Source organism: Bacillus sp. MMSF_3353 (genome assembly GCF_030733445.1).
GTDB lineage: Bacteria > Bacillota > Bacilli > Bacillales > Bacillaceae_G > Bacillus_A > Bacillus_A wiedmannii.
The window spans coordinates 15,211-40,640 of the sequence record NZ_JASHJA010000020.1 but is presented as its reverse complement, the minus strand read 5'-3'; the positions used below and the strand labels follow the sequence as shown (position 1 = coordinate 40,640).

18 protein-coding genes and 1 pseudogene are annotated in these 25,430 nt (G+C 31.5%); 5 read left to right on the top strand and 14 right to left on the bottom strand.

All coding sequences use genetic code 11. From position 1 onward, the window contains the following. Nucleotides 1-11: 11 nt before the first annotated feature. From RBB48_RS24645 to ald, 5 genes and pseudogenes are all read right to left on the bottom strand, one after another. On the bottom strand, nucleotides 12-2,252 hold the full coding sequence (locus RBB48_RS24645; protein ID WP_306008224.1) for a M60 family metallopeptidase: 2,241 nt from the start codon (nucleotides 2,250-2,252) through the stop codon (nucleotides 12-14). A 560-nt stretch (nucleotides 2,253-2,812) separates the two neighbouring features. Beyond that, nucleotides 2,813-3,837, bottom strand: a pseudogene (locus RBB48_RS24640) (alpha/beta hydrolase). 428 nt (nucleotides 3,838-4,265) lie between these two features. Continuing rightward, nucleotides 4,266-5,648: an amino acid permease gene (locus RBB48_RS24635; protein ID WP_306008222.1), complete on the bottom strand. Its 1,383-nt coding sequence runs from the start codon at nucleotides 5,646-5,648 to the stop codon at nucleotides 4,266-4,268. 94 nt (nucleotides 5,649-5,742) lie between these two features. Next, a complete protein-coding gene (gene tdcB, locus RBB48_RS24630) occupies nucleotides 5,743-6,744 on the bottom strand; it encodes a bifunctional threonine ammonia-lyase/L-serine ammonia-lyase TdcB (protein WP_306008221.1) in 1,002 nt (333 codons plus the stop codon). Next, complete coding sequence (ald, locus tag RBB48_RS24625; RefSeq protein WP_306008220.1) at nucleotides 6,741-7,853, bottom strand: alanine dehydrogenase; 1,113 nt, start codon at nucleotides 7,851-7,853, stop codon at nucleotides 6,741-6,743. Before ald ends, tdcB begins: the two co-directional genes overlap by 4 nt. A 662-nt stretch (nucleotides 7,854-8,515) precedes the next feature. Here ald and RBB48_RS24620 point away from each other — a divergent pair. After that, nucleotides 8,516-9,871, top strand: a complete 1,356-nt coding sequence (locus tag RBB48_RS24620; protein ID WP_000082761.1) for an APC family permease — start codon at nucleotides 8,516-8,518, stop codon at nucleotides 9,869-9,871. 175 nt (nucleotides 9,872-10,046) lie between these two features. Here the strand turns inward: RBB48_RS24620 and RBB48_RS24615 are convergent, their stop codons facing one another. The 3 genes from RBB48_RS24615 to RBB48_RS24605 form a co-directional block, all read right to left on the bottom strand. Then, nucleotides 10,047-11,099 (bottom strand): Fic family protein, encoded by a 1,053-nt coding sequence (locus tag RBB48_RS24615; protein WP_306008219.1) that lies wholly within the window; start codon nucleotides 11,097-11,099, stop codon nucleotides 10,047-10,049. Between the two features lie 572 nt (nucleotides 11,100-11,671). Further along, nucleotides 11,672-12,616, bottom strand: a complete 945-nt coding sequence (locus tag RBB48_RS24610; protein ID WP_088346173.1) for an L-lactate dehydrogenase — start codon at nucleotides 12,614-12,616, stop codon at nucleotides 11,672-11,674. 791 nt (nucleotides 12,617-13,407) lie between these two features. Continuing rightward, the gene (locus tag RBB48_RS24605; RefSeq protein ID WP_306008218.1) at nucleotides 13,408-14,256 is read right to left on the bottom strand and encodes a formate/nitrite transporter family protein; all 849 of its coding nucleotides are present in this window, start codon (nucleotides 14,254-14,256) and stop codon (nucleotides 13,408-13,410) included. A 623-nt stretch (nucleotides 14,257-14,879) separates the two neighbouring features. On the opposite strand from RBB48_RS24605, the gene RBB48_RS24600 reads away from it, so the two are divergent. Together RBB48_RS24600 and RBB48_RS24595 are read left to right on the top strand one after the other, a co-directional pair. Further along, a complete protein-coding gene (locus RBB48_RS24600) occupies nucleotides 14,880-15,812 on the top strand; it encodes an FAD-dependent oxidoreductase (protein WP_306008217.1) in 933 nt (310 codons plus the stop codon). A 183-nt stretch (nucleotides 15,813-15,995) separates the two neighbouring features. Further along, a complete protein-coding gene (locus RBB48_RS24595) occupies nucleotides 15,996-16,742 on the top strand; it encodes a C39 family peptidase (protein WP_306008216.1) in 747 nt (248 codons plus the stop codon). Nucleotides 16,743-17,145: 403 nt separating this feature from the next. Here RBB48_RS24595 and RBB48_RS24590 read toward each other — a convergent pair whose 3' ends face one another. The 6 genes from RBB48_RS24590 to RBB48_RS24565 all read right to left on the bottom strand — a co-directional run bounded on the left by RBB48_RS24590 (nucleotide 17,146) and on the right by RBB48_RS24565 (nucleotide 22,567). Next, the gene (locus RBB48_RS24590; RefSeq protein WP_306008215.1) at nucleotides 17,146-17,853 is read right to left on the bottom strand and encodes a Crp/Fnr family transcriptional regulator; all 708 of its coding nucleotides are present in this window, start codon (nucleotides 17,851-17,853) and stop codon (nucleotides 17,146-17,148) included. A gap of 354 nt (nucleotides 17,854-18,207) precedes the next feature. After that, nucleotides 18,208-18,372 carry a rubredoxin gene (gene rd, locus RBB48_RS24585; RefSeq protein ID WP_000759867.1) on the bottom strand — a complete coding sequence of 55 codons (165 nt, stop codon included), beginning with the start codon at nucleotides 18,370-18,372 and terminating at the stop codon, nucleotides 18,208-18,210. Between the two features lie 25 nt (nucleotides 18,373-18,397). Further along, nucleotides 18,398-19,612: an NAD(P)/FAD-dependent oxidoreductase gene (locus tag RBB48_RS24580; RefSeq protein ID WP_306008214.1), complete on the bottom strand. Its 1,215-nt coding sequence runs from the start codon at nucleotides 19,610-19,612 to the stop codon at nucleotides 18,398-18,400. A gap of 21 nt (nucleotides 19,613-19,633) precedes the next feature. Further along, nucleotides 19,634-20,869 carry an FprA family A-type flavoprotein gene (locus tag RBB48_RS24575; RefSeq protein ID WP_306008213.1) on the bottom strand — a complete coding sequence of 412 codons (1,236 nt, stop codon included), beginning with the start codon at nucleotides 20,867-20,869 and terminating at the stop codon, nucleotides 19,634-19,636. 146 nt (nucleotides 20,870-21,015) lie between these two features. After that, a complete protein-coding gene (locus RBB48_RS24570; protein ID WP_306008212.1) occupies nucleotides 21,016-21,723 on the bottom strand; it encodes a class I SAM-dependent methyltransferase in 708 nt (235 codons plus the stop codon). Between the two features lie 118 nt (nucleotides 21,724-21,841). Further along, entirely contained in the window at nucleotides 21,842-22,567 is a 726-nt protein-coding gene (locus tag RBB48_RS24565) for a YwiC-like family protein (RefSeq protein ID WP_306008211.1), read from the bottom strand. A 543-nt stretch (nucleotides 22,568-23,110) separates the two neighbouring features. On the opposite strand from RBB48_RS24565, the gene RBB48_RS24560 reads away from it, so the two are divergent. Together RBB48_RS24560 and nrdG are read left to right on the top strand one after the other, a co-directional pair. Beyond that, nucleotides 23,111-24,976, top strand: coding sequence for an anaerobic ribonucleoside triphosphate reductase (locus RBB48_RS24560; RefSeq protein WP_306008210.1), 1,866 nt, complete (start codon nucleotides 23,111-23,113; stop codon nucleotides 24,974-24,976). Continuing rightward, complete coding sequence (gene nrdG, locus RBB48_RS24555) at nucleotides 24,973-25,422, top strand: anaerobic ribonucleoside-triphosphate reductase activating protein (RefSeq protein ID WP_000867049.1); 450 nt, start codon at nucleotides 24,973-24,975, stop codon at nucleotides 25,420-25,422. Before RBB48_RS24560 ends, nrdG begins: the two co-directional genes overlap by 4 nt. The last annotated feature ends 8 nt before the right edge of the window (nucleotides 25,423-25,430 follow it).

The following is a 25,430-nucleotide window of genomic DNA, read 5'->3' as shown; positions in this document are numbered from 1 at the left end:
ATTCTTACATATTAATTGATTGTAATTGGTTTCCATAACGATAGTGCAAATATCCAATTCGGGTCACCATTTCCTTGATGATTTTGAACCGCTTCATACACTTTCCCTTGATGTTCTACTTTATCGCCCTTTGTATATGCCTTCTTTGGATCCCATTTTTCATAAGATACATTTTGATCTTTGGTTTTTACAGGAAGAATTTCACTTTGGATTGATGTATTTCCAGCTGCATCAACAGCCTTCACTGTATATTTATATTCCTTATTAACTGTTAAGTTTTGATCAGTAAACGTCGTTCCTTGTACCGTTTGAATCAATTGTCCATCGCGTAATACCTGATATTCTTTTACACCTACATTATCTGTAGAAGGGTTCCATTTTAGCTCTACACTGTTAGAAGTAAGGTTGCTTGCATATAATCCTTGTGGCTGTGTTGGAGATTCTGTGTCTGGTTTCGGATTAACAATTTGATTTACTTTCTTCAGACCTTCCTTTGTAACTTGGTATATTGCTTTTTTTCCAAAGCTCTCTTGTTTACTATTATCTACATTTGTGAGAGTAGCTCTATGCACACCTTCTAGATGTGTTAACTCAATATAATCTCCTACTTTGACTGAAACTTTTTGCGATTCAGCATTTTGTTGTTCATTTCCATAAATGTCTTTATTGTATACTACTTTCCCTGATGCATTTTGTACTTTAATACTCGCATATGTTTCATTAAAATAATGATGCGGTACGCCTGCTTTTAAGTTCACTTGCATTTCTTCTGTCGATTTATTGAAATTAATTTTGGCAAACTCGAAATCACCAATTCCTTTTAGTGACCATTCAAACTGGTTTCCTTCTAAAATATTGTTTACATTAGGCATATCTGGTTTAATTGGATTAGAATCCGTACCCTTCCAAATCTCTGCAGTTAAAATTGGATATCCTAATGCAGCCACTTTTTGAATCGTATCGTTATTTGGACGTAATCCCCACTTCTCAAAGAAAGGAATCAAATTTTGTTTTGCTGCCTTTGATGCTGAAATCATAAATAATTGTTTTTTCGTTTCATCAGTTTGTGGAATCTCATTTGAAGGCATGTCTCTATACAATTGATGCAATTTAGGATAGAAATCCTCTCCATACGCTAACTGTAGTTGCCAAAGCATAACAAGTTTTACAAAAACATCACTAATGTCGTCATAATTTTTATTCGTTTGTTCTAGATATTGAAACGCTTTTGGATAAATTCCACTTTTCTCTAAGTTGGATGGTTGATTAAATGCTTTTTCTACAGAAAGACTGTATATATTATTTTGTACTTCTGTCATATTATAAAACTTCCAGGGTGATTGTTGTCTCAAATGTCCTGCCTCATGCCAAGGACCCCATCCATCTTTTACAAATTTATTAATATCTAACACGTATTGGATTGCATCTCCTACATATGCGGTTCGATAAGAAGTTGCATACATATAATAATCGGGAGAATGATTTTCTTCTACGTAATGAACATAATGTTTATCTACTTGTTCTTCAGATAATCCAGCTACTTTGTCTTGAATTCGAGTAGCTTCATCCATCTTTTTTAAGAGTTCTACAGGATCTGTATTAGAACCCAACAAATATTTCTTAACACGTGCAGGGCTGGCCGTAATTAATACACGTTCTCCTTTTAACTCCACTGCATGTGCATTAGGATACTGGTCCAGCATGTTTATTAAATCTTGTTTCGTATGCTCTCCTAGTTCAAAGAAAGGAGTAGTCGTTCCACCTGTTGTAATTGTTGTTCGAATGCTACCTCCTTGCTGTTTATTATAAAAATAAATCAGCCCCCCATTTGGAGATTGGATTGTGTTTACACCAGGTTTTAATGTAAATGATTTTATCTTAGAATCTTCTCTCCAAGAAGCATCATACGAATACGTTCCAATGTATGCTTGAATATCTTGATTACCTTCTACATTAATCGTTATTTGTTCATTTGGCTTTGCATATAAACCCGTTGGTTCATATGGACTAAATGCCATACTTTTTCTTTCCTGTTGTTTCAGTACCTCAACATCCCCTTTTCCTGGGACTGTAAATGTTCTATTTTCAGATTTGACTGACTTTTCACTTTGCAGTGATGTCGATAAATTTTTTTGCTGCTGCGTTTCCTCTGCAAAGACATCTGATGAAGAAGTCATTCCAGAAGCAATTATAGTTAATGTTGCAGTAGCTACAAGTATTCTTTTAGTTTTATGCTTTGATTTATTCCCCATAGTATCTCCCTCTCATTTCCTTAATAAATTTAATAGTTTTCGTTTCGTTAGCATGTACTTACGTGCAAAAACAGTTCATGAACTTGTATTTATTACTTTTTTACATAGTCCTCCCTTATTCTATTTATAATTATATTTTGATATTATTTTATGACACATATTAATACAACTTTATAAAATATCAATCAATAATGAGCTTTTATGTATTGATTTGGTATTCTTAACTATCTTATAAATCAAATAAATTACATAAAGGTATTCATTTCGTATAAATAATACTTTAAATCAAATTATTTTCAGATTAATAATTCACAAAAAATTAATATTATGTAAAATCCTATCAAGGAAATAAATACAAATTGATTTGTTATGTATACATTGAAACCACTAAGACGTTTACTACCATCAGAATACTTCATTCCTTTTTTCTATTTCAGTTTAATTTTGTAAGTTATTAAGAGAAAAAAAACGCTATCTTTTCCTAGGATTCCACAGAAAAGATAGCGTAGTTCTTATAATTTAAAATGATGGTTGAACTTTTGTATTCGATTTTAGGCAAACTATTTATTTTCATTTAAAAATTCAAGAACTTTATTAAAAGTTTCTCTCCCTGCTGGTGTGTTCATTTTAAATTGAAATTCATGAGCCAACTCACCAGAAACATTTCTATCAAAGAAGAGTTTTTCTGTAGGTACTCTCTTACTTTCTAACTCAGACGCTAATGCTTTGGCTTGATTTTCAAATGATGCAGTATTTCCATCTGTAATAAATGTTGGTGGATATTCTTTTGTAACGTGTTTAATGATAGAAGCAATTTCTATTTCAGGTAATGTTTCAAAATCCTTTTTCCCAAAGTAAGCCCAACCAGTGGTACGCATAAAATCTTGTACTTCTTTAGTTGTTTCCATTTTAGCTAATGCAGGCATATTATATGGACCACAAAATAGTAACGTACCTTTAATTGTAGCAGGCTCAACAACAGGATCAATTTTAGTTAACCTTGCATAATTGGCAGATGTTTGAATATTAACGAATTGTCCAGATATTTGTGCTCCAGCAGAATCTCCTGCAAAATAAACCTGTTCAAGTTTTAAATTATATTTCTTTGCATTTTCTTTTATATATTCATAAGCCTCACCAAGTTGGAATACTGGTGTAGGATATTTCATCTTAGGTGCAAGAGCATAATTTATATTTATTACTGCATAACCCTTAGCAGCCAATTCTACTGCATAACCAGTGATATCGGATTTATCCCCACCTACAAATCCACCCCCATGAACCCAAAAAATAACAGGTGTTTTGTCAGTATGGTTTTTCGGATAAATAATGTCTAACATACCATCGGGAAATTTAGAATTATAATTGATGTCCTTAACAATTTGTGTTTCTTTTAAAGCGTTTTGATAATTATCCGATTGAACAAACATTCCACCTTCAAATGCTTTTTTTATGAGAAACGCTTTTGGAGTAGGTGAAAGGTTCCAATAACTAACTCCTGCAATAATCAATCCGAAAACAATCAAAAGAAATATTAATATTCTTTTTTCCATACCCCTTTAAGATTTGACTGGTTTATTTTCATAAACACATACTCTCCATTCGTTTTTAGTAACTAACTATACAAGAAAATAAAACGTGAGTTATTATTTTTAAGATAAATATATTTTTGCTTCCTGATGTGTATTTGTATACAATGGGTTATTTGTTCTTATTGTGTACATGCTTGGTACTTTATATCTATTTGTTATTTCAAAATATCACCTTGATAGCGTTTAGATAGATTTCTTGCTCATAGATTTAAGAATTTTCACTATCCCAAAGGAAAAAATATAAGCAGATATTAACCAAACATCTTTTAAATATGGAATCGTTTTTTTACGTATAACATAAACTTTCAAGTTCTTTTAATTGAATTTTTTATAAAAAGAAAAGGTACTTCCCAAAAGAGAAGAATCCTACTTGCTCAAACATGTATAGGGCATGATAACCTTTGTCTCTGAAATATCTCATTTATAGTTTGTTTAATTGACTATGTCTTTTAGAATACATAAAATATACTATTACCCCTATAAATAACCAAATACCGAAATAAACCCAAGTTTTTAAAGGTAGATTTACCATTAAGAATAAGCAACATGTTATTGAAATAATCGGTAAGATTGGTACCAGTGGTACCATGAAACCACGTTTTAAATTTGGATGTGTTTTACGAAGAATAATAACTGACACACCAACCATCGCAAATGTTAATAACGCTCCAATATTCGCTAAATTCGATAGTTCTTTTAAATCGATAAATCCAGCAATTAAAGCACTACCAATACCTGTTAACCAAGTTGAGAATACTGGTGCTTCTGTCTTCTTATTAATTTTCGCAAACGCTTTTGGTAATAAACCGTCACGACTCATCGCAAAGAATACACGTGTTGTTGCATAAATGTAAGCGAAAATTACAGCCATAATACCAATTACAGCTCCAACTGCGATTATACCCGCTACTTTATCTTGTCCTACAACTTCTAATACGTAGGCCATTGCTTCTGGTACATCTAATTCCTTATAAGAAACCATACCAGTCATAACAAGGCAAACTATAACATAAATAATTGTACATATAACTAGCGAAGCAATAATACCAATCGGTAAATCACGTTGTGGATTTTTTACTTCTTCAGCAGACGTTGCTAATGCATCAAATCCTAAAAAGGCAAAAAATACTGCAGCTCCTCCGGCAAAGATTCCGCTTATACCATAAGGTGCAAACGGGATCCAGTTTTCTGGTTTTACGTAAAATATACCAACTGAAATGAATAAAACAACAATACCAATTTTTATTAATACCATTGCGTTATTTACTCGCTTACTTTCTTTCGTGCCTTTTGATAATAACCAAGTTAATAACAAAGTAATGATTACTGCTGGTAAGTTAACGATTCCACCTTGTGTTGGAATTGTTAAAAGTGATCTTGGTATCTCAATTCCAAACCCGTTTAATAAGTTGTGAAAATAGCCTGTCCATCCACCCGCTACTGCGGCAGTTGTAACTATATATACAGACAATAAAGTCCATCCCATTAAGTGGGCTACAAACTCACCAATCGTCGCATATGAATAGGTGTATACACTACCCGAGACTGGAAGAGCAGATGCGATTTCCGCATAACATAGGGCTGCAAACCCACAAACAATTGCGGCAATCATAAATGAAAAAATAACTGCTGGACCCGCATCTCTTGCGGCTACTAATCCAGTTAATACAAGTACTCCTGTACCAATTATTGCACCTATCCCTAGCATGGTAAGGTCAAATGCGCCCAACGTTTTTGTCAAAGTCTTACTTTTACTATCTTCCAATAATTTCCTTACTGATTTTTTCCTAAATAAGTTGGCCATAACACACGCCTCCTTTTATTTAAAAAGGAGCTAAGATATCGTCTCCTAGCTCCCCTTAAGTAAAATAATTTTATTTTATAAGATTATTGAATTGTTATTTTACCTCATTGGCAACAAAGAAATGCTCACATACAGTTGAAATACGTTTTAAATCTACATTGCCGCCTGAAATAACCGCTACTACTTTTTTACCCTGTACATATTTATCAACTTTGCCTGCCAGAAGAGCGGCTGTAGCTAATGCACCCGCACCTTCTACGACAGCTTTTCCGCGTTGCAATAAGTCTTTCATTGCTACTTCCAATTCTTCTTCCGATACAGTTACAATATCATCTACTAGGTCTTTTACAATTTCAAAAGTTAAATTCCCTGGTATTTTTACTGCACAACCATCCGCTATTGTTGGTGCTTCATAATGTTCTAAAATTCTCCCAGCATCATAAGAAGCTTTCATTCCATGAACATTATCTGCTTGAACCCCAATAATATTAATGGAAGGATTAAATGATTTCAACGCTACAGCAATTCCTGAAATAATACCTCCCCCACCAATAGGTACTATGACAGTATCAACATCCCACATATCATCTAGAATATCTAAGCCAATTGTCCCTTGGCCAGCCATTACTTCTACATCATCATATGGATGTAGGTATGTTTCGCCTGTTTCTTTTATAATCTCTTCACATTTCGCTTTTGCATCATCAAACGTATCACCGTATAAAATAACTTCAGAACCATATCCTCTCGTCGCATCCACTTTAGCTTGCGGTGCAGAGGTTGGCATCACAATTTTGCTTTTAATTTTGAGTAAATGAGAAGATAATGCAACACCCTGTGCATGATTTCCAGCTGAACAAGCGATTACACCACGTTCTTTTTCTTCATTTGTTAGTTGGGAAATTTTATTAAATGCACCACGAAACTTGAATGAACCCGTTAACTGCATATTTTCCAACTTCAAATAAATTTCTCCACCGGTTTTACTGGTTAAATAGAAAGATTTAACCAAAGGTGTTTTTCGGGCATTTACATCAAGAATTTCTTTGGCTTTTTTAATGTCAGTGATATCTAACAATACGTTTTTGGTAATCATACTAACACTTCTTTCAATTGTTTAAAGTCCAAATCTAGCGTCATACCTAAATTTTCGTAGGTAATAATACCTTTATATACATTTACCCCAGATGCTAATGATGATTTATTTTGAATTGCATTTTCTAATCCATCTTTAGAAATTGCTAGTAAATACTCAATATTTCCATTTGCCAACGCCATAGTTGAAGTACGTGGGGTGGCACCAGGCATATTTGGTACTGCATAATGAATTACGTCATGTTTAATAAATACAGGATTATCATGAGTTGTATAATGATCAATAGTTTCTACTGTACCACCTTGATCTATTGCGATATCCACAATGACACTTCCTGGCTTCATAGATTGAACCATATACTCTTTAACAATTTTAGGAGGGCGAGATCCTGGTATTAAAATTGTTGAAATAAATAAATCTGCTTCTTTAATCGTTCGCTCTAGATTTTCAGTATTAGATTCAATTATATTTACTTCTTCTGTTGCGTATTGCTTTCTTAAATATGCAATTCTTTCTTGATTAACCTCTAGAATTGTAACACTACATCCAATTCCAATTGCCATATCACAGGCATTAGTTGCAGCATTCCCTCCACCTAGGATTACAACTTTTCCGGCTGGGATTCCCTCAATACCTGATAATAAAATCCCTTCTCCTTGATGTTGTTTCTCTAAATAATAAGCTCCCATAAATACCGCACGTCTTCCAGCAATTGCACTCATAGGTTTTAATAATGCTAAATTTCCATCCTCACTAATAGTTTCACCAGCAATCGCAGTAGTTCCAGCTTTTCTCATCGCTTCTACACACTCTTTAGACGCAGCCAGATGTAAAAAGCCCCATACAATTAGATCCTTTTTAAAGTAATGGTATTCTGCAGGTAGTGGTTCTTTTACCTTTACTACCATATCAACATCCCATGCCTGGCCTTGATTTACTATGCTTGCTCCTGCATTTATATATTCATCATTTGTATAACCAGAACCTAATCCAGCATCTTTTTGTACTAAAACTTCATTTCCAGCTGAAACTAATTTTTGAACATTTTCTGGAGTCATCCCTACACGAGCTTCCCCTTTTTTTATCTCTTTCACTACACCAATTTTCATATCTACACATCCTTTTTTAGAGTGAGTTATAAATTAAATTAATTATTGTCAGATAAATATAAGATTCAAAATATTCATCCTTAAAATATTTTTCAAATATAATTTAATTTATAACATTGGATTGCACCTACAACATAACATTAGTAAAAATAACAGGTCAACAATTTTGTGAAACATTTCACAAAATGTTTTATTTAGTTGATTTTCTATATTTTATATCGAAAATATGATTGAACCCCTCAATACTTTGTGATATTCTTCACAAGAATATATCTTCTCTTTTGAATTTCGATTTACCATTTTACTATATCACAATATTAAAATGCCTCATTTATCCTTATTATTCATATAAAAGAAATCTCGTTTTTAACTTCATGTTTCGGGTTAAATTAAAGAATTTCTTTTAATGTATAATTCATGGAATTTTACTCGCCTCAAATCATGTGAAAATTTTCACATGATTTGAGGCGAAATTAAACTTTCTTTACTTATACGTTTAATTTCTTTTTTATTTAGTATCTGAAATGTATTCAAATTCTCTAGCTGGTAAGGATGAGGGGCGGCTATTTGTATGGATACAGGATATACTATCAAATAATTTAACAAACAGGTAAAGAATTCATAAGAGAATTTATATATTTTTCTAATTGGGAGTGATTATTTTGTCACAACAACAACTAAAAAAGGATATTGGTTTCTTTGCAGCATTAACCACAGTTATTGGTACCGTTATCGGCGCCGGAGTATTTTTCAAGCCCACTGCATTATATGGAGTAACAGGAACAGCTAGCCTAGGATTACTTGCATGGGTAATTGGTGGTATCTTGACGGTTTGCGCAGGACTAACTGCTGCTGAACTATCTGCCGCTATTCCTGAAACGGGGGGAATGATGGCATATTTAAAGAGGACTTATGGAAACTTAACTGCTTTCTTGCTTGGCTGGGCACAAACTGTCATATACTTCCCTGCAAATATTGCAGCTCTTGCTATTATTTTCGGGACACAAACTGTTAGTTTATTTGGCCTAAATGTTAATGAACACAAAATGCTAATTATCGCAATTGCAATTATCACAGCAACATTTGTAACTCTTATGAACTTTTTAGGAGCTAAAGCAGCTGGTGGAATCCAAATGGCTTCGACTATATGCAAATTGGTTCCATTAGCATTGATTATTATTTTTGGATTACTACACAAAAGTGACGTTACTTTTCAGCTTTTTCCAATTGAGGCAGGGCCGAACAAATCTATGATATCTGCCCTTGGATCTGGTTTACTCGCAACAATGTTCGCCTATGATGGATGGATTCATGTAGGGAATATTGCTGGAGAAATGAAAAACCCTAAAAAAGACTTACCTAAAGCAATCGTATTAGGATTATCAACAGTAATGGTTGTTTATTTATTAATTAATGTCGCGTTTCTAATGGTCATGTCTGCAACATCGCTCGCAGGTACTGATACACCCGCTTCTCAAGTAGCTACAATTCTATTTGGAGCTATGGGAGGAAAACTAGTTACCATTGGCATTTTAATTTCCGTATTTGGAACGATTAATGGTTATATTATGACAGGAATGCGAATTCCTTATGCCATGGCTATTGAGAACAAACTACCATTTAGTAAATGGTTTGCTACATTATCTAAAAATAGTCGGGTCCCTTATAATTCTGGTCTATTTATGCTATTTATTTCAATTATTATGATGGCCGTCGGCGGATTCAATACTCTTACTGATATGTTGGTATTTGTAATATGGATATTCTACACAATGACATTCCTTGCTGTATTCATCTTACGAAAAAGGGAACCCGAACTTGTGCGACCTTATAAAGTTCCATTGTATCCTTTTATACCATTAGTTGCTATTATTGGCGGATTGTTCATTGTTATTAATACCTTATTCACTCAACCTCTGCTAGCTTTATGTGGAATAGGTCTAACTGCACTCGGCCTCCCTATTTATTACACTATGCGTAAAAAGGGACAATTTGGTTTAGAAAATCATAACGAGTAGACCAGTCTTTCTTAAAGATGTGATACAAAATTTTATGATTAGATTGCAATTAATAAATAGTCTATTTTACTTCTTTATCCTTCTAAAAGATACATTAGTCAAACAAATAATAAACAAGGAGAACCCTTTTTGGGTTCTCCTTGTTTATTATTTGCCATTGTTCTAGTTCTTTACCCTAAGTTAATTTACGCTTTATCCATGTTGCATTTCTACCTTTAGAAACTAATTTAATACATCCCTGTGAATTTAAAGCGTGTAATGTTTTATTTATAGTACTTTCACTTATGTCTGGATACATGTTTCGAATATTTTCTTTAGTAAAAGGATTATCTTGTCTGTCTATGTATTTTTCAATTCTTTTTCTTTTAGTATGAGTGCTGATACAATTTTTTATTACATGATTCAATTCTTTATATGCAACTAAAACAATATCTAAAAAAATTTTCATCCAGAAAACTACATTATGATCGCCTTGATACCAGTGAGCTGCAGATTTATACAGAGCATCATAATAATCTAATTCATATTCTTTGAAATATTTATCTATACATGTATATTTTACAAATGTAAATCCACTTTCAATTAATAACCATTGAATTAATATTTTTGCTAACTTGCCATTCCCTTTATTAAATGGATAAATACATAGGAAATTTAAGATAAATTGAGGAATTAGTAGGAGCGGATGAAAATTCCCTTTAGCCCTTAATGCATTATATTGTTCGCATAGATGATACAAATATTGCGGAACCATATCATATAAAACAACTGTACGCAATTTAAATTGATCTTTTAACTTTGGAATAGAAGATAATACAAGTTCGCTTTTTCTCCAATTACCACTTTCAGAAGTTGAATAATTCATTAATTGGAAGTGCAATTCTTGAATTGTTTGCGGTTTAATAGGTAATTTGTGGTTTTCTTTTTGCACAAGTTCTAATGTTTTGCAATAACAAAATAAAGCGTCCTCTTCCAATGTTTGAGGGCTAGCATGATGATCAACTAATTTTATTAACTGTTTATTTGAGAATGTAAACTTTTCATATATATTAGGAAAAGTTTTAATATATTGCAGTGATATATTCTTTTCCAAAAGATTAAATATCTCTGGTTTTTGAGTTTGATATGCTGATATTGCTCCTTTATATTCACTGATTTTACTTATAATATTTATTAGTTCTCTTTTAAATTCTAAATTTGTATATTTTTCTTCAAAGAAATTTCTCATCTCGTTCCCTCCTTTCCCTAAGGTTTATTACCAACTTTGTATGCTCCATTATCCCCCTAATTTTCACATTTCCTACTGTATGCTCGTTGTTTTATAAACGTCCAATAAGAATGTAATTAAACGATAGCCAGATGCACATAGAAATCACTCTCTTCCATAAATGTATGTAATTTAATAGATTTCTAATGTTTATTAACAAATAAAAAGGCACTTCCTTAAACTTCTAAAAAAGTGCTTTTTATTTAATCAAATATATCTGTCTTTAGTGACTTAAAGGAAACTATGCACAAAAGGTATCAACCTTTTGTGAAAATCATAACATATTTAGCTATAAATAATTATGTCGCTTCTAAAAACGTTCAATCTTGATATGTTATGAACTAATGTCGTACAGAATCTTAATTTCTTAATAATGTTTATAAAATGATTCTTTACAAGATGAAAGTACTTTATTTCTATTTAAACAAACATTTTTTCTATACTATTTGCTTTCAGAGTATATTAGATTAGGTACCTTTAAACTGTTGCTAAGTATTTATATATTCGACATAATGTTATACGATAAATTCATCTTATAGTATTGGTGACATGGTATCTTTTAATGTATGTACAGAATGATTAAAGTTAAACTTTTCTTCCGCATTTAACTCAATTTCTATAATTTCTCGAATACCTTCGCGATTAATAACAGCAGGAACTCCTATATATACATCATTATGACCATATTCATTTTCAAGGTATGCAGATACTGTTAATACACTATTTTCATGATGTAGAATTGCCTTTGTTATACGTAATAAAGACATTCCAATTCCATAACAGGTTGCTCCCTTACGTTCAATTATATGATAGGCCGCATCACGTGAACGAACAAAAATTTCGTCTAAGTCACTTTGATTATACTGACTTTTATTTTCTAAAATGGTTTGTAGCTTTTGAACGCCAACTGACACATGACTCCAAACCGGAAGCTCCGTATCACCATGTTCACCAATTATATAAGCATGAACATTATGAGGATCGATCTCAAAATATTCTCCTAGCATGTAACGGAAACGTGCAGAATCAAGTGTTGTACCTGAACCAATTACGCGTTCTTTCGGCAACCCAGATTCTTTCCAAGTTACATATGTTAAAATGTCCACTGGATTTGTTGCAATTAAGAAAATACCATCGAATCCGCTTGACATGACATTACGTATAATTTCTTTAAAAATCTTAGTATTTTTTTCAACTAAGTCTAAACGTGTTTCACCTGGTCTCTGTGGTAATCCGGCTGTTATTACAACAATTTGCGCATCTTTACAGTCCTCACAGCTACCCTTCCATACTTTTGTTGGTGATGGCGAAAAAGGAATTGCATGACTTAAATCCATTGCTTCTCCTTCTGCTCTTGCTTCATTTACATCCACAAGAACGAATTCTTCTGCCAGGCCCTGATTAATCATACAATATGCATAACTACACCCTACGGCCCCTGTACCAATTAAAACCACACGATTAATATTTTTGTTCATTTTTAGATCCCTCACTATTTTTGTTTATTATGTTTTTGTACATTTCCGTTATTCTAATAAAAAAGAGATTTCATAAATTTTGAATGAGCAAGTAATAAACTCGAAATACATTTATGTTAAATACCAAATAGTTAAACTTAAATTCCTTTTCATATGTATTTCCAGCAAATATTGCTCTAACATTATTTCTTATTTAACTCAAAAAATATTATGTATAGCTTCACTAGATAAGATAATTTTTCTTTATCTACATTTCAAAGATTCATTGATATTCTGTGAAAAATCTAGTTTATACATCTAGTTAAACAAAATTGTTAACGCTTACATTTTTATTGAGATTCACTAACGGATTATCACTTTTCATAATGACATTCATGCTTATATTATCTTCATTCAAATCTAATTACTGCAAATTTTAATTTTGTATATCGAAGGTTATTTCACCTATTTTAGCAATCCCCCCCTAAAAGCACTTCTATACCAAACAAACTTTTTCAAAATTCATTTTCTAGTAAACCTCCCACTAATTTTTTAGAGTTTTCTGTAATAAATTCGACATGTGATCTTGCATTTTATATTAACAAATTTAGGTCACATAAGTTGTGAATGTTTTTTGTATATTTCCCTTCCCTTATATGTCTAACAAAAACAAATAATATATTTTATAAAAGAAAAAAATATATTTAAAAGAATTATTAAAATGGTATTTCCGGCTAATTAGGCCAACTGATATAAAAATAACACTCAAAATAATTATGTTATTTTTATACGAAAATGATTATATTAGTAGCTTAAATTTTTATTTGTGTTTGTAATGGGATGTTTTCCTCACATTGAGATTCAACTAAATCGCCCTTTTCTTCAGCGGTAGGGTTGTTTTGGGTTATATAATGATATACCATGCCAACAAATACAGATCCACCAATAATATTTCCAATTGTAACTGGAATTAAATTATAAATAGCCCCACTAAAAGAAATTGTATTGGGATGTGGCGATACCAGGGAGATTGCAAATAGCGATAAATTTGCAATGCTATGTTCATATCCAGATAAAAAGAATGTAAAAACCAATAACATCATAACAATTATTTTTGCTGTATCCCCTTTTACTTGAGAAGGAAGGAAGCATGCTAGACAAACAAGCCAATTACATAAAATAGCTTTGAAAAATAGCTGTATTGTCGGAGTATTCATTTTTACTTCAACAACATTACTTATCAAATGTTCATATTCAATTTGATCAAAAATACCAGTACCATAAAATAATAACGCAAAAAATATTGCACCTACCAGATTACCTAAAAAACAAGCACCCCAGTTACGAAAAGTATCTAAGACCGTTGTTTTTTTTCGTAAGGTCGAAATTGTAAAATACATTGTATTCCCAGTAAATAATTCCGCTCCACCATATATTATTAATATAAGTGCAATTCCAAAAAATAAAGAAGCACTTAAATAAGTTGCAGGTGAATTTACAACGTGAAAAAAATCCCCTAATTTAAAACATAATACTATAATAAATCCAATATAGATGCCGGCTAGTAATGCACGAACAAAATATTGTATTGGGTTTATATCTAATATTTGTTTCTTCTTTTGTGCAAGTTTTATAGCATCAGCTATCCCTTGTTCTAACATAAAAATACACACTCCTTTAGTTTATGTTTATTATAAATAATCCTAAGAATAAACTACATGTTTCAATATTCACTTTCAAGATTTTGTTCAACTTTTCACAAAATAAACACACTCACTTTACGAAATAATTCAAATGATGTGCAATCTACTATATTTACTAAATTCTAGAAGGTGCATAATCCACGAATATACCTATTCAATATAGAATAAAAAATAATTAATCTGGTATAACAAGTTTTAATTTATCATGTTTAGGAAAAGCACTTCATCTTAATTTTTACTTACTTGTATAGTGACGCATCAGGAAATTCATTATATTTATACAAAAAACTTTAATTTTAGGTACAGTGTGTTTATATGCGTTACTCTTTAAAAATTGAAGAAATACTACTATCAGCAAACATATTCAACATTTTCTATCTGAAATATCTTAGTAAAATGTTAAAAATTCGGCTCTAACCTATGAATTTAATGGGATCCAATTTGTATCCCAATACCCGAATAAAGATAATTTGTGACATATTTTAAAATAAACTACATATCAAGCACTCTGTTTTTAAAATTGATATAATATGAACGGATATCATTGCTCAATATTTCACAATTAAAAAGGAGAAATTGATATGAGAAAACGAAAACGCTTAGTAATAATCGGTAATAGTATATCTAGTTTACGCTGTATTGAACAGATTTTAATACAAAATCCTAATATGTATAGCATTTCTATTTTCAGTGATGAACTCTATCCTCTCTACAATCAAATAAACACTATTTCTTTAAAATTAGATATTAAAAATAGAATGAAAAAGCAATATAATTGGTACCAACAACATAATATTAAGCTTTTTACAAACGAAAAAGTAATAGAAATTGATCGTGAGGACGAGGTCATTGTTACAGATAAACGCCGTATTGTTTTCTACGATAAACTCATCATTGCAACAGGATCTACTGCTTTTATTTTTCCCGTTAAAGGACTGCAATTATTTGGAGTAAATAAACTTAGAACAACTGAAGAAATCCAATTTCTATTAAATATTAAGAAGCATGCAAAAAAAGCTATTATTATTGGCAATGGCATGCTCGGCCTAAAAATTGCACAAAAATTATTTGATTTTGGAATAGACGTCCACGTAGTTCATTTCAGTTCACACTTAATGGCAAAACAAGATATCTTGGATTGTTCATTACTATGTAACAAGCTAAAAGCAAAAGGAATTCAATTTCTCATGGAAAAAAACACGGTTAAAATCCTAGGTACAGACTACGCAGAGGGGATTCAATTCGAAGATGGCACTATTAAAAAATATGATTTAATTGTAATACCTATTGGTAGGCGACCTAATACACATTTAGCAGAAAAAGCTGGCTTACATGTTAACCGTGGCATAGTTGTTAATAAGTATATGCAAACAAGTGATAAATTAATTTATGCAGTTGGTGAATGCACTGAACACAATGGCATTACATTAGGATTTCCAGCTCCCCTCTATGCACAAGCTACTGTATTAGCCGAGCATATAACAAATGTACAGACAAATACTCTTTTTGCATAATTTCCTATTTAATTAAAACTAATTCTTTATAACTTTTATCTAAAAAAACTCTTCTTAATAATTGTTTAAGAAGAGTTTTAATTCTTTGAAAACGTATTAAAGAGAACACTTTAATATTGACACATTTGCAACCCCATAACGTACTAAATTAAAATATCAATTTAATTAAGGAGACATACTAAAATGCAACGACACAAAAATATTTATCTATTAATTATTTTATGCACGGTATTATGTATAATAACTCTAGTCCATAAAGGTGAAAATAATAGCACTAAAAATACAACATATGAGATGGATAAACTTGTTAAACTCGATAAAAAAAAATCATATTCTAAAAAGAATAATCCTTTAGAAGTCCCTTTGATTCTACAAAATCCAGAATTAGAACGTGGATGCGAAGTTACAAGTTTAGCAATGCTTTTAAATTTTAACGGGCTATCCGTTGATAAATTAGAGTTAGCTGAAAATATTAAATATGTACCTTTTCAAAACAATGGATTTATGGGAAATATGGACGAAGGATTTGTTGGAGATATGTATGACATAGATATGCCTGGTTTAGGTGTGCATATTAAGCCGATTTTAGAGTTAGCCAAATTATACATATCAGAGAATTGTATTATAGACTTAACCGGAAGTAATCCCGAGGATTTATATAAAGCAATTGACAAAGAACACCCTGTTTGGATTTTAACAAACGCGAGCTTTCGCAAACTACCTGATTATGAATTTCGTACTTGGAAAACAAATATGGGTGAGAGACAGGTTACATACCGTCAACATAGTGTTTTACTAACTGGATACACCGATCAATATGTATACATTAATGATCCATTAGATACGGAAAAAAATAAAAAAATTGATAAGAAGGATTTTGAAGAAGCATGGGTTCAATTAGGCAGACAAGCCCTAACGGTCATTCCTTAAAAAAACACAGGGCTATAAGATTTGAGATAAACTTAAAATTACTAATTTCTCATTATATAATTATTATATAATAATACCTAGTTTACACGAGAATCACTAACATTATTAATTATATAAAATTAAAGGACACACCTATACCATTGGAGTGGTACGTAAGGTGTGTCCCTCACATAAATCAAAAATATAAGCTAAAATAATTTGAAATTTATTATTTAAGTTTGATTATAAAGTATGTGATATTTCACGGCTCGAAAAATCCATTTTTAACTAATTAATCCAATTGGTAACACACATTCCCTTTTTGTGATTTCCTCATATATAATGATTATAAGAATTTTTACAATTAAAATACTTACTATTTTGTAATAACTCCTCTTTCATATTCTGAGAAAGGAGTCTTTTTTCAAAAACTAATAAGTCTTTTAATAGCTAACTGATTTTTTATTATTATTTTCTTATTTCCAACAGAGGCCATGAGTCCTAAACTTTCAAACTTATTCAATTTACGACTAATAGTCTCTCTTGTTACCCCCGCATAATTTGCCAATTCCTCTCGTGTCAATGGCAAGTTAATAAGTATTCCATCCTCAGTACTTTTGCCATATTTATCACAAAACTCCAATAGTATATGAGCAATTCTAACTTCAGGATTGTTTGTCGCTAAATTTTGCACTAAATTCTCTATCTTAGCTAAACGTTTTGTGACAACTTTTAACAACTTTAATGCAATACTCGGATTTCGTTCCATTATATAATCCATATTTTCTTTTTTTAGCATACAAATATGAGTATCTTCTATAGCATACGCACTAAAATTACTTTTTTCATCATAATTAAATATATTTAATTCACAAAAGGATTCACCACTTGTTAGTATATGCAATATTTGCTCTTTCCCTTGAAGAGTTAATGTACATAGCTTTACTTGTCCACTATTAATAATAAATAATGTATCTGATTTATCTCCCTCAAGAATTAATGGCTGACCCTTTTTAAACTTCCTATGTTTTGTCATTGAAGCTATATTACTAATTTCCTCTTCGGAAAGGGTCTTAAAAATTAGTACTTTTCTTGGGCAAAGCTCTCTTGATTTCTTATGATTATCGTCCATATTTTCTCACCTTACTTTAACTATAGAATTAAAAATATAATGATATCCAAGGTTATTATAGACATTTTTATCAAATATTGCAGTGACCCAAATCACAACTATATGTTTATGAAGACAGTGATATACACTATCTTCATAAACATATTTTGAATATGGCATAGAAAAATAAGGCCCTGAGGAGAAAGGGTGGCGCCAGGGCCCTATAGAGTGTACCGAGAATGGCTGAATCGGTATAAGTATCTGCTACATAATTATTATAGAATTTTTTAAAGAATATTTCTGTGACTAGAATCACATTCAAAAATATAAAAAACAATGAGAATACTGTGTAGTATTCTCATTGTTTTTTCCTTCTTATTCATCTAGTGGTGCAAAATGATTTTTATCTTCTCCGCACACAGGACAAACCCAGTCCTCTGGTAAATCTTCGAAACTTGTTCCTGGTTCTATATCCTCATCTGGATCCCCTACCTCTGGGTTATAAATATATCCACATGGTAAACAAATGTATTTTTTCATGATTTCCTCTCCTTTTTGTACAGCTTTATATTTTTTCTTTTAACTTGCTCATTATTTCACTTATGTTTGTATTTAATAAATCTATTCCTTCTAACGACACATGCTTTTCAATCGCAGATTTGTAAGGAATAGATGCAGCAACTCCTTCTAATGAAATCACACCGACTATTTTATTATCCTTAATAAATAACCTTGTATACTTCTCCTTACCGTCTTCTTCAACAATTGTTGTATCACATTGCTCTTTATTAACAACTCCAATTGAAAATAAAGATACATTGAATGCGTTAAAAATAGTGGTTGGAATTTCTTTTTTATAAATGGCAGTTTTAGAGACCATATTACTACCTGCTACTCTTCCTTGTTCCAAGGCAGTCCCCCATAAGCCTTCAATTTCATTATTTACTTCTGCAACATCTCCCGCAGCGTATACGGAGTCTATATTTGTTCTCATCTCCTCATTCACAACAATTCCTCTATTTAATTTAATAGCAGTATCATGTACAAGTTTAGTGTTCGGAGTAACGCCAATTGAGTAAACAATACTATCACAATTAATTTGAGAATTGTCGTTCATCTTTATGCCAGTTACGGATTCTTTCCCGAGAATAGAATCAATAGAAGTATTTAAATACACCTTTACTCCTTCCTCTTCAATTTTTCGTTTTAAGAGAAGCGAAGATTTTGTATCTAATTGTCTTCTCATTAATAAAGGAGCTACTTCTACAATGGATACCTTTTTACCAGCTTTCAGAATAGACCATGCTGTTTCTAACCCTTGTACACCCCCACCAATGGTCACAACACTCTCTTTGTCCTCTAAATATCCTTTAAGCTCATCTGCTTCTTGCATGTCCCTAATAGTAAAAATATTTTTTTTATTAATTCCATTTATCTCTAATCTTCTATTATTTGCTCCTGTACAAATTAATAGTTTATGATAAGAAAATACCGCTTCATTGGATGTAACAATAAATTGCTCATCTGTATTAATTTTTACCACCTTTGTATTTATAAAAACTGATATACGATTATCTTGATACCACTTTTTCTTTTTAATTAACACTTTTTCACTGTGTAAATCTGAATACAGATCCTTTGATAATTTAATTCTTTTGTAAGGTAGTAATGGCTCTTCCCCAAAGATAGATATATTTGACTCTTTATCGTATTCTCTAATAGTTTTAGCAGCATTTACAGCGGCTACACCACTCCCAATAATAATAAAATTCTTTTCCATGTTTTCACCTCCATTTTTCTATTAAATAGAACTCAATAATAAATCTGTAACAAATGTTGTTGCATGTTGGATTTTCTTTACTTTTCCCTCATCTTTTGGAGAGAATCTAATCCGAATAGGAAATTCAACATGAGTCATACCTGTAGATTTGATAACTTTTGATGTGCTTTGTACATTCATATTTGTTTCATTGAGGTAATCTTGTATCACTTCAATTGCCTCTCCACTCCAACCATATGAACCGAATGAAGCTGCAATTTTCCCTTCTAGGTTCATTTCTGTCATTTCTTTTAAAATTTCTTCTAAATTACCAATCATATCTGCATATCTAGTTGAAGATCCTATGAAGACTGCATCTGCTTCTTGAATACTCTTTAAAACCTCTAATTTCTTTGATTTATCAGCGTTAAATACTGATACACGAATATTATCTGCTTCTAAAGTTTCTTTAATAATATTTGCTACTTTTTTTGTATTATTTTTAATTGTTGTATATACAATTGTTACTTTCTTATCTTGATTGGTATCTCTACTCATATCCGCATATAATTTAATATACTTCTGTATATCCTGACGTAAAATGTAGCCATGAGATGGTGCAATCATTTGTACATCCAAATCTTTTAGTGCTTCTATTAATGTTCTTACATATCTTCTATGTGGATGAATAATAGCATTATAATAACCGATAAAGTCTTCCGTAATATCTACATTCGCTTTATCACTAAAAATCTCGTCATTTGCTATATGAGTACTAAAAATATCACAAGGAAATAAAATTTTATCCTCTACACAGTAGGTAATCATTGTTTCTTCAGTATGAAGATATGGCGTTTCTTTAAATTTCAATGTTTTTCCACCAATGTCTAATGTATCACCATCTTTTACTATTAAAAACTTTCGATTATGCAGTTTATACATCTCTTGTATTTCTGGTACTGCAATTTCTGTACATACAATCGTTGCATTAGTAGCTCTTGATGCTAATGCCGCCAATCCCCCTGAATGGTCGGGTTCTGTATGATTCACTACGATATACTGAATTTCTTGTGGATCAATTAATTTACTTAATGATTCTACAAATTCTCTTCCAAACTCTATATCAACTGTATCAATCACTGTTGGCTTTTCCGTTTTTAGCAAGTACGCGTTATAAGTTGTTCCTTTTGCTAAGATTAAACGATGAAATGGAACTTCTCTATTATCGACTTTCCCTACCCAATATATATCTTTAGTTAACTTAATTTCTTTGCCCATATAACTCAATTCCTCCTCAATCAGATTCGATTTACAACTGAATTATATAAACTTTTTTATAATTAAAAGAGGACTAGAATCACATTTTAAAAAAATTAATAAAAAAACACCTGAGTAACAGCTTTCTACTCAGGTGTTTTTTAAATTTATTTTGTTGCTACAATTACTAATGCAGGACTATCAAGTGAATATATTTTTTTATCAAAATTAGCGTAAGTTACTACTGACTCAAAACCACAATCTATTAATATGGGAAGTAATTGTTTTTTTGTAATTGGATATAACTCTATACTATTTGAGAATTCTTCACCATTTGTATTTAATGTTACAGTAAATAGCACCTTTTTTCTCTCTATTGCATAATCTCGTTTGAATGAGAAATGTTCTTTCTTAATTACTGGAAATATGAACTTTTTTTGATTTAATACTTTTTCATAGTTTACAATTTGAACTATGAACTTTCCATTTTTCTTAAGTTTTTTAAAAGAACTTTGAATAAAATCAGTAATTTCTTGTACATTGTCTAAATGAACCAACGTATTTCCAATACAATAAATACCATCAAATATCCCAGGCACATCGTCTATTTGCTGCATCCTAAGTGTATTTACAAAAAGTTTTCCCTTATGCGTTATAGCCTTCTCAGAAATTTTATCAGCCATTTTTTTCTCTGGCTCCATCGCAGTAACAATCATTCCTTTTTCAACTAATGCATTAGCCACATTCCCTGTTGCCGCACCTACATCAATTACGGATTCCCCCTCTTGTAAATAAGAAGCAATAAAATTCAATTGTTTTTCATTTTCCGGAAAAATTTCATCATAATACGGCATTAATTTTTGGTAAAAAGTCATTATTTATACAATCCTTTCTACATCCAGTATTAGTATTGGAGAAAATATTAACACAATAGCAATTCTTAACACATTAATATATAAATATTAAATAAACAATATGAAGCATTATTAGCCTTTACAAGATAAAATATTTAAATACTATTATTGTAGTAATAAAAACGTAAATAGCATTTATACTCTCTAAAATCCCCACTTTTAAGATTGAAATATTTCTCCCATACAGTACTATAGACCGTATCAAACTTGGGATGAAAATAATGGTAATCGTTGGTGATAAAATAAGCGTAACAATCACAAGTAATAAATGGTACCACCATGACAGAATGCGATACGTTGGATTCTTTTTTTCACGTATCATTGTTTTTACATAAAAAGTACTTCCTATAAAATATAAAAATGCTATAGTCGCTATTGTCAATATATTTTTATCGACTGTTTTCATTGTGAAGTAATAACTAATAATTCCCCCTATACAAAACAAAATAATTGCACATACATCATTTAATAAAGCTCGTTCATTTTTTTTGCTAGAAAAATAAATGTTTATACAAAAAAACGGGAGCATAATAATAGAAAAGTAAACTATACGCCATTCATAACTAAGAGCAATAGCTGTACATATACAAGCCTCACCAAAGTACAGAAAAAAATAATATAAATAATACTTCTTTCGCGGCTGTTTTACATACATTAATAAGGGATATGTAGCTAAATACACAAAAAGCCACGCTAAAAAAAGAGGTATATGATACCATGTCCATTTACCAGTTAAAATACCTAAAACAAATGGAATAAGCAGCATTCCCCAGGCTCCATGCTGCTTTGGAATAATTAGCTTCATTCTTCCACACCTCACATTTAATTTTTTATCCAAATGTTACGTAAGAATGATAATAAGTAGCATATATATCATTAAATTTATAGATAAAAAACTTTACCAGTGAGAGAATCCCCCCACTGGTAATCATACTCCACCAATTTAGGGAATACCCATCCCAAATAGTAAAATATAATGAATTTCTCATACTCACTCTTCTCCTATAAGATAAACTATGTTTTTAAAAAATACTGTGAGTGAAATCACTGCATTCTATTTTTATACCTTTTATTTTATAAAATAAAACATTGTTCAGTGTGTTTTTACTCTCTATTGATATCCTCACTCTTTGAACCTAAAATAAAAGAATTTTTATTTATAAATAATTGAATCATTCTATATCTTTTCATTTTTTTATGAGCAAAATATTACGATAAACTTCTAAATTTAGTCTCTTCTAAAAAGAAAAAATCACATACTTCATTTATTAGTACCATTGCAGAAATGAACTATATATAGTATCATTTATCAAAGTTAATCACTATATATTGAATAGGAGTGGGTTTGATGAACACCTCAGACAATGTAAAACAGCAAAAGAATACTTTATGGACAACTTTTGATAAAATTATAAAAAGTAACGATCAAGACTTAATGCAAGAAAATGCAAATGTTGATGGTCGATCTCCAATGGGAATGATGGGAACGTTTGCATCAGAGAGCGCAAAACTTTATGTAAGAGAACATTTGCTTTCTAAACAAGTAAAAGAAGCTATTAATCAAAACATTTTATATCCACACGATTTAGATTTTTATGCAACAGGAACAACCACATGCTCACAAATCCCTTTAGCACAATTGCTGAAAAAAGGGTTCCACACTGGACATGGCCATATGAGACAACCACAAGATATTAAAAGTGCATTAGCACTCTCGTCTATTATTCTTCAAGCTAATCAAAATATGCAGCATGGTGGGCAATCTCTTGCCATGTTTGATATAGATTTAGCACCCTATGTGAGAAAAACATTTGAAAAAAATAAGAAAAAGTTAATAGACTATCCGCTAACAAAGGATCAAATCGAAGTGTTTGCATGGAAAGAAACAGAAAACGATACATATCAAGCATGTGAAGCATTCATTCATAATTCCAATAGTATGCATAGCCGTGGTGGTGGACAAGTTCCATTTATTTCAATTAATTATGGAACGGACACATCAAGGGAAGGAAGGCTATTAATTAAACAATTACTACAGGCAACACAAGCGGGATTAGGAAAAAGCGAAACGCCTATTTTTCCCATTCAAATTTTCAAGTTAAAAAAAGGCGTAAATTTTGAAGAAAAAGATCCAAATTATGATTTATTTGAACTTGCACTAGAAACAACAGCGAAGCGATTGTTCCCTAACTTTTCATTTTTAGATGCGCCATTTAATGCAGCGTATTATAATGGGCACCCAGAAAGTGAAGTATGTTATATGGGGTGTCGTACTCGTGTGATGTCTAATATTCATGGTGAGGAGACAGCAATTGGCAGAGGAAATTTATCATTTACATCTATTAATCTAGTAAAACTGGCTTTAGTCAATGATTCAAAAGAGGGATTTTTCAAATCGTTAAATTATTATATCAAACTTGGCATTCGTCAATTACTAGAAAGATATTCATATCAATGTACAAAAAAAGCAAGAGATTTTCAATTCCTATATTCACAAGGGATTTGGCGCAATGGAGAAAAACTTCAACCAGAAGATTCAGTTACTGAGATTTTAAAGCAAGGAACATTGAGCCTTGGTTTTATTGGACTTGCGGAATGCCTGGTTGCCCTAACAGGAAAACACCATGGGGAAGATACTGATTCATGGCGACTTGGAAAAGAAATTGTTACCTTTATGAGAAAAAAGATGGACCAAGCAACAGAAGAGCATTGCTTGAATTTCACCTTAATTGCAACTCCTGCCGAGGGACTATCAGGGAAGTTTATCAAAAAGGATCGTGCTGAATTTGGAACTATTACAGGTGTAACCGATCATGACTACTATACAAATTCATTTCATATTCCAGTTTATTATCCTATTCAAGCAATTAATAAAATACGTTTAGAAGGACCGTTTCATGCTCTTTGCAACGGTGGGCATATTACGTATATTGAACTAGATGGAGCGGCAGTACATAATCAACTGGCTTTAAAACAGATTGTTCAAGCAATGGCACAGTATGAAGTAGGATATGGTTCAATTAATCATCCTGTGGATCGTTGTAAATGTTGTAACTATAATGGAGTTATTGAAAATGAGTGCCCTAGCTGTGGAAATATAGAAGATCATCATATTGAAAGAATTCGCCGTATTACTGGATATCTTGTGGGGGACATGTCAAAATGGAACAATGCAAAGCGTAGTGAAGAAGCAGATCGTGTGAAACATAAATGAAGGTAATGAATATTATTCATGATAGTGTAGTAGATGGTGAAGGGTTACGGACAGTTGTGTTTTTTGCGGGTTGTCCGCATCATTGTTTAGGTTGCCATAACCCAAAATCATGGAATCTTTATAATGGTACCGAGATGAGTGTGAAAGAAATTATAAAAGAAATTTCCAAAAACCCTCTAACTGATGTAACATTTTCAGGTGGTGACCCATTTTTTCAAGCTATCGAGGTCAAAGAAGTTGCAAAAGCTGTAAAAAGTTTAAACAAAAATCTTTGGATTTACACTGGCTATACACTAGAAGAGATACAAAATTCACAAAATAAAGATATGATTGAGCTGTTACATTATGGAGATGTTTTAGTTGATGGAAGATTTGAAATCAAAAAAAGAGATTTGACTCTTCCATTTCGCGGAAGCTCAAATCAACGTATTATACGCCTAAAATAAATATAATT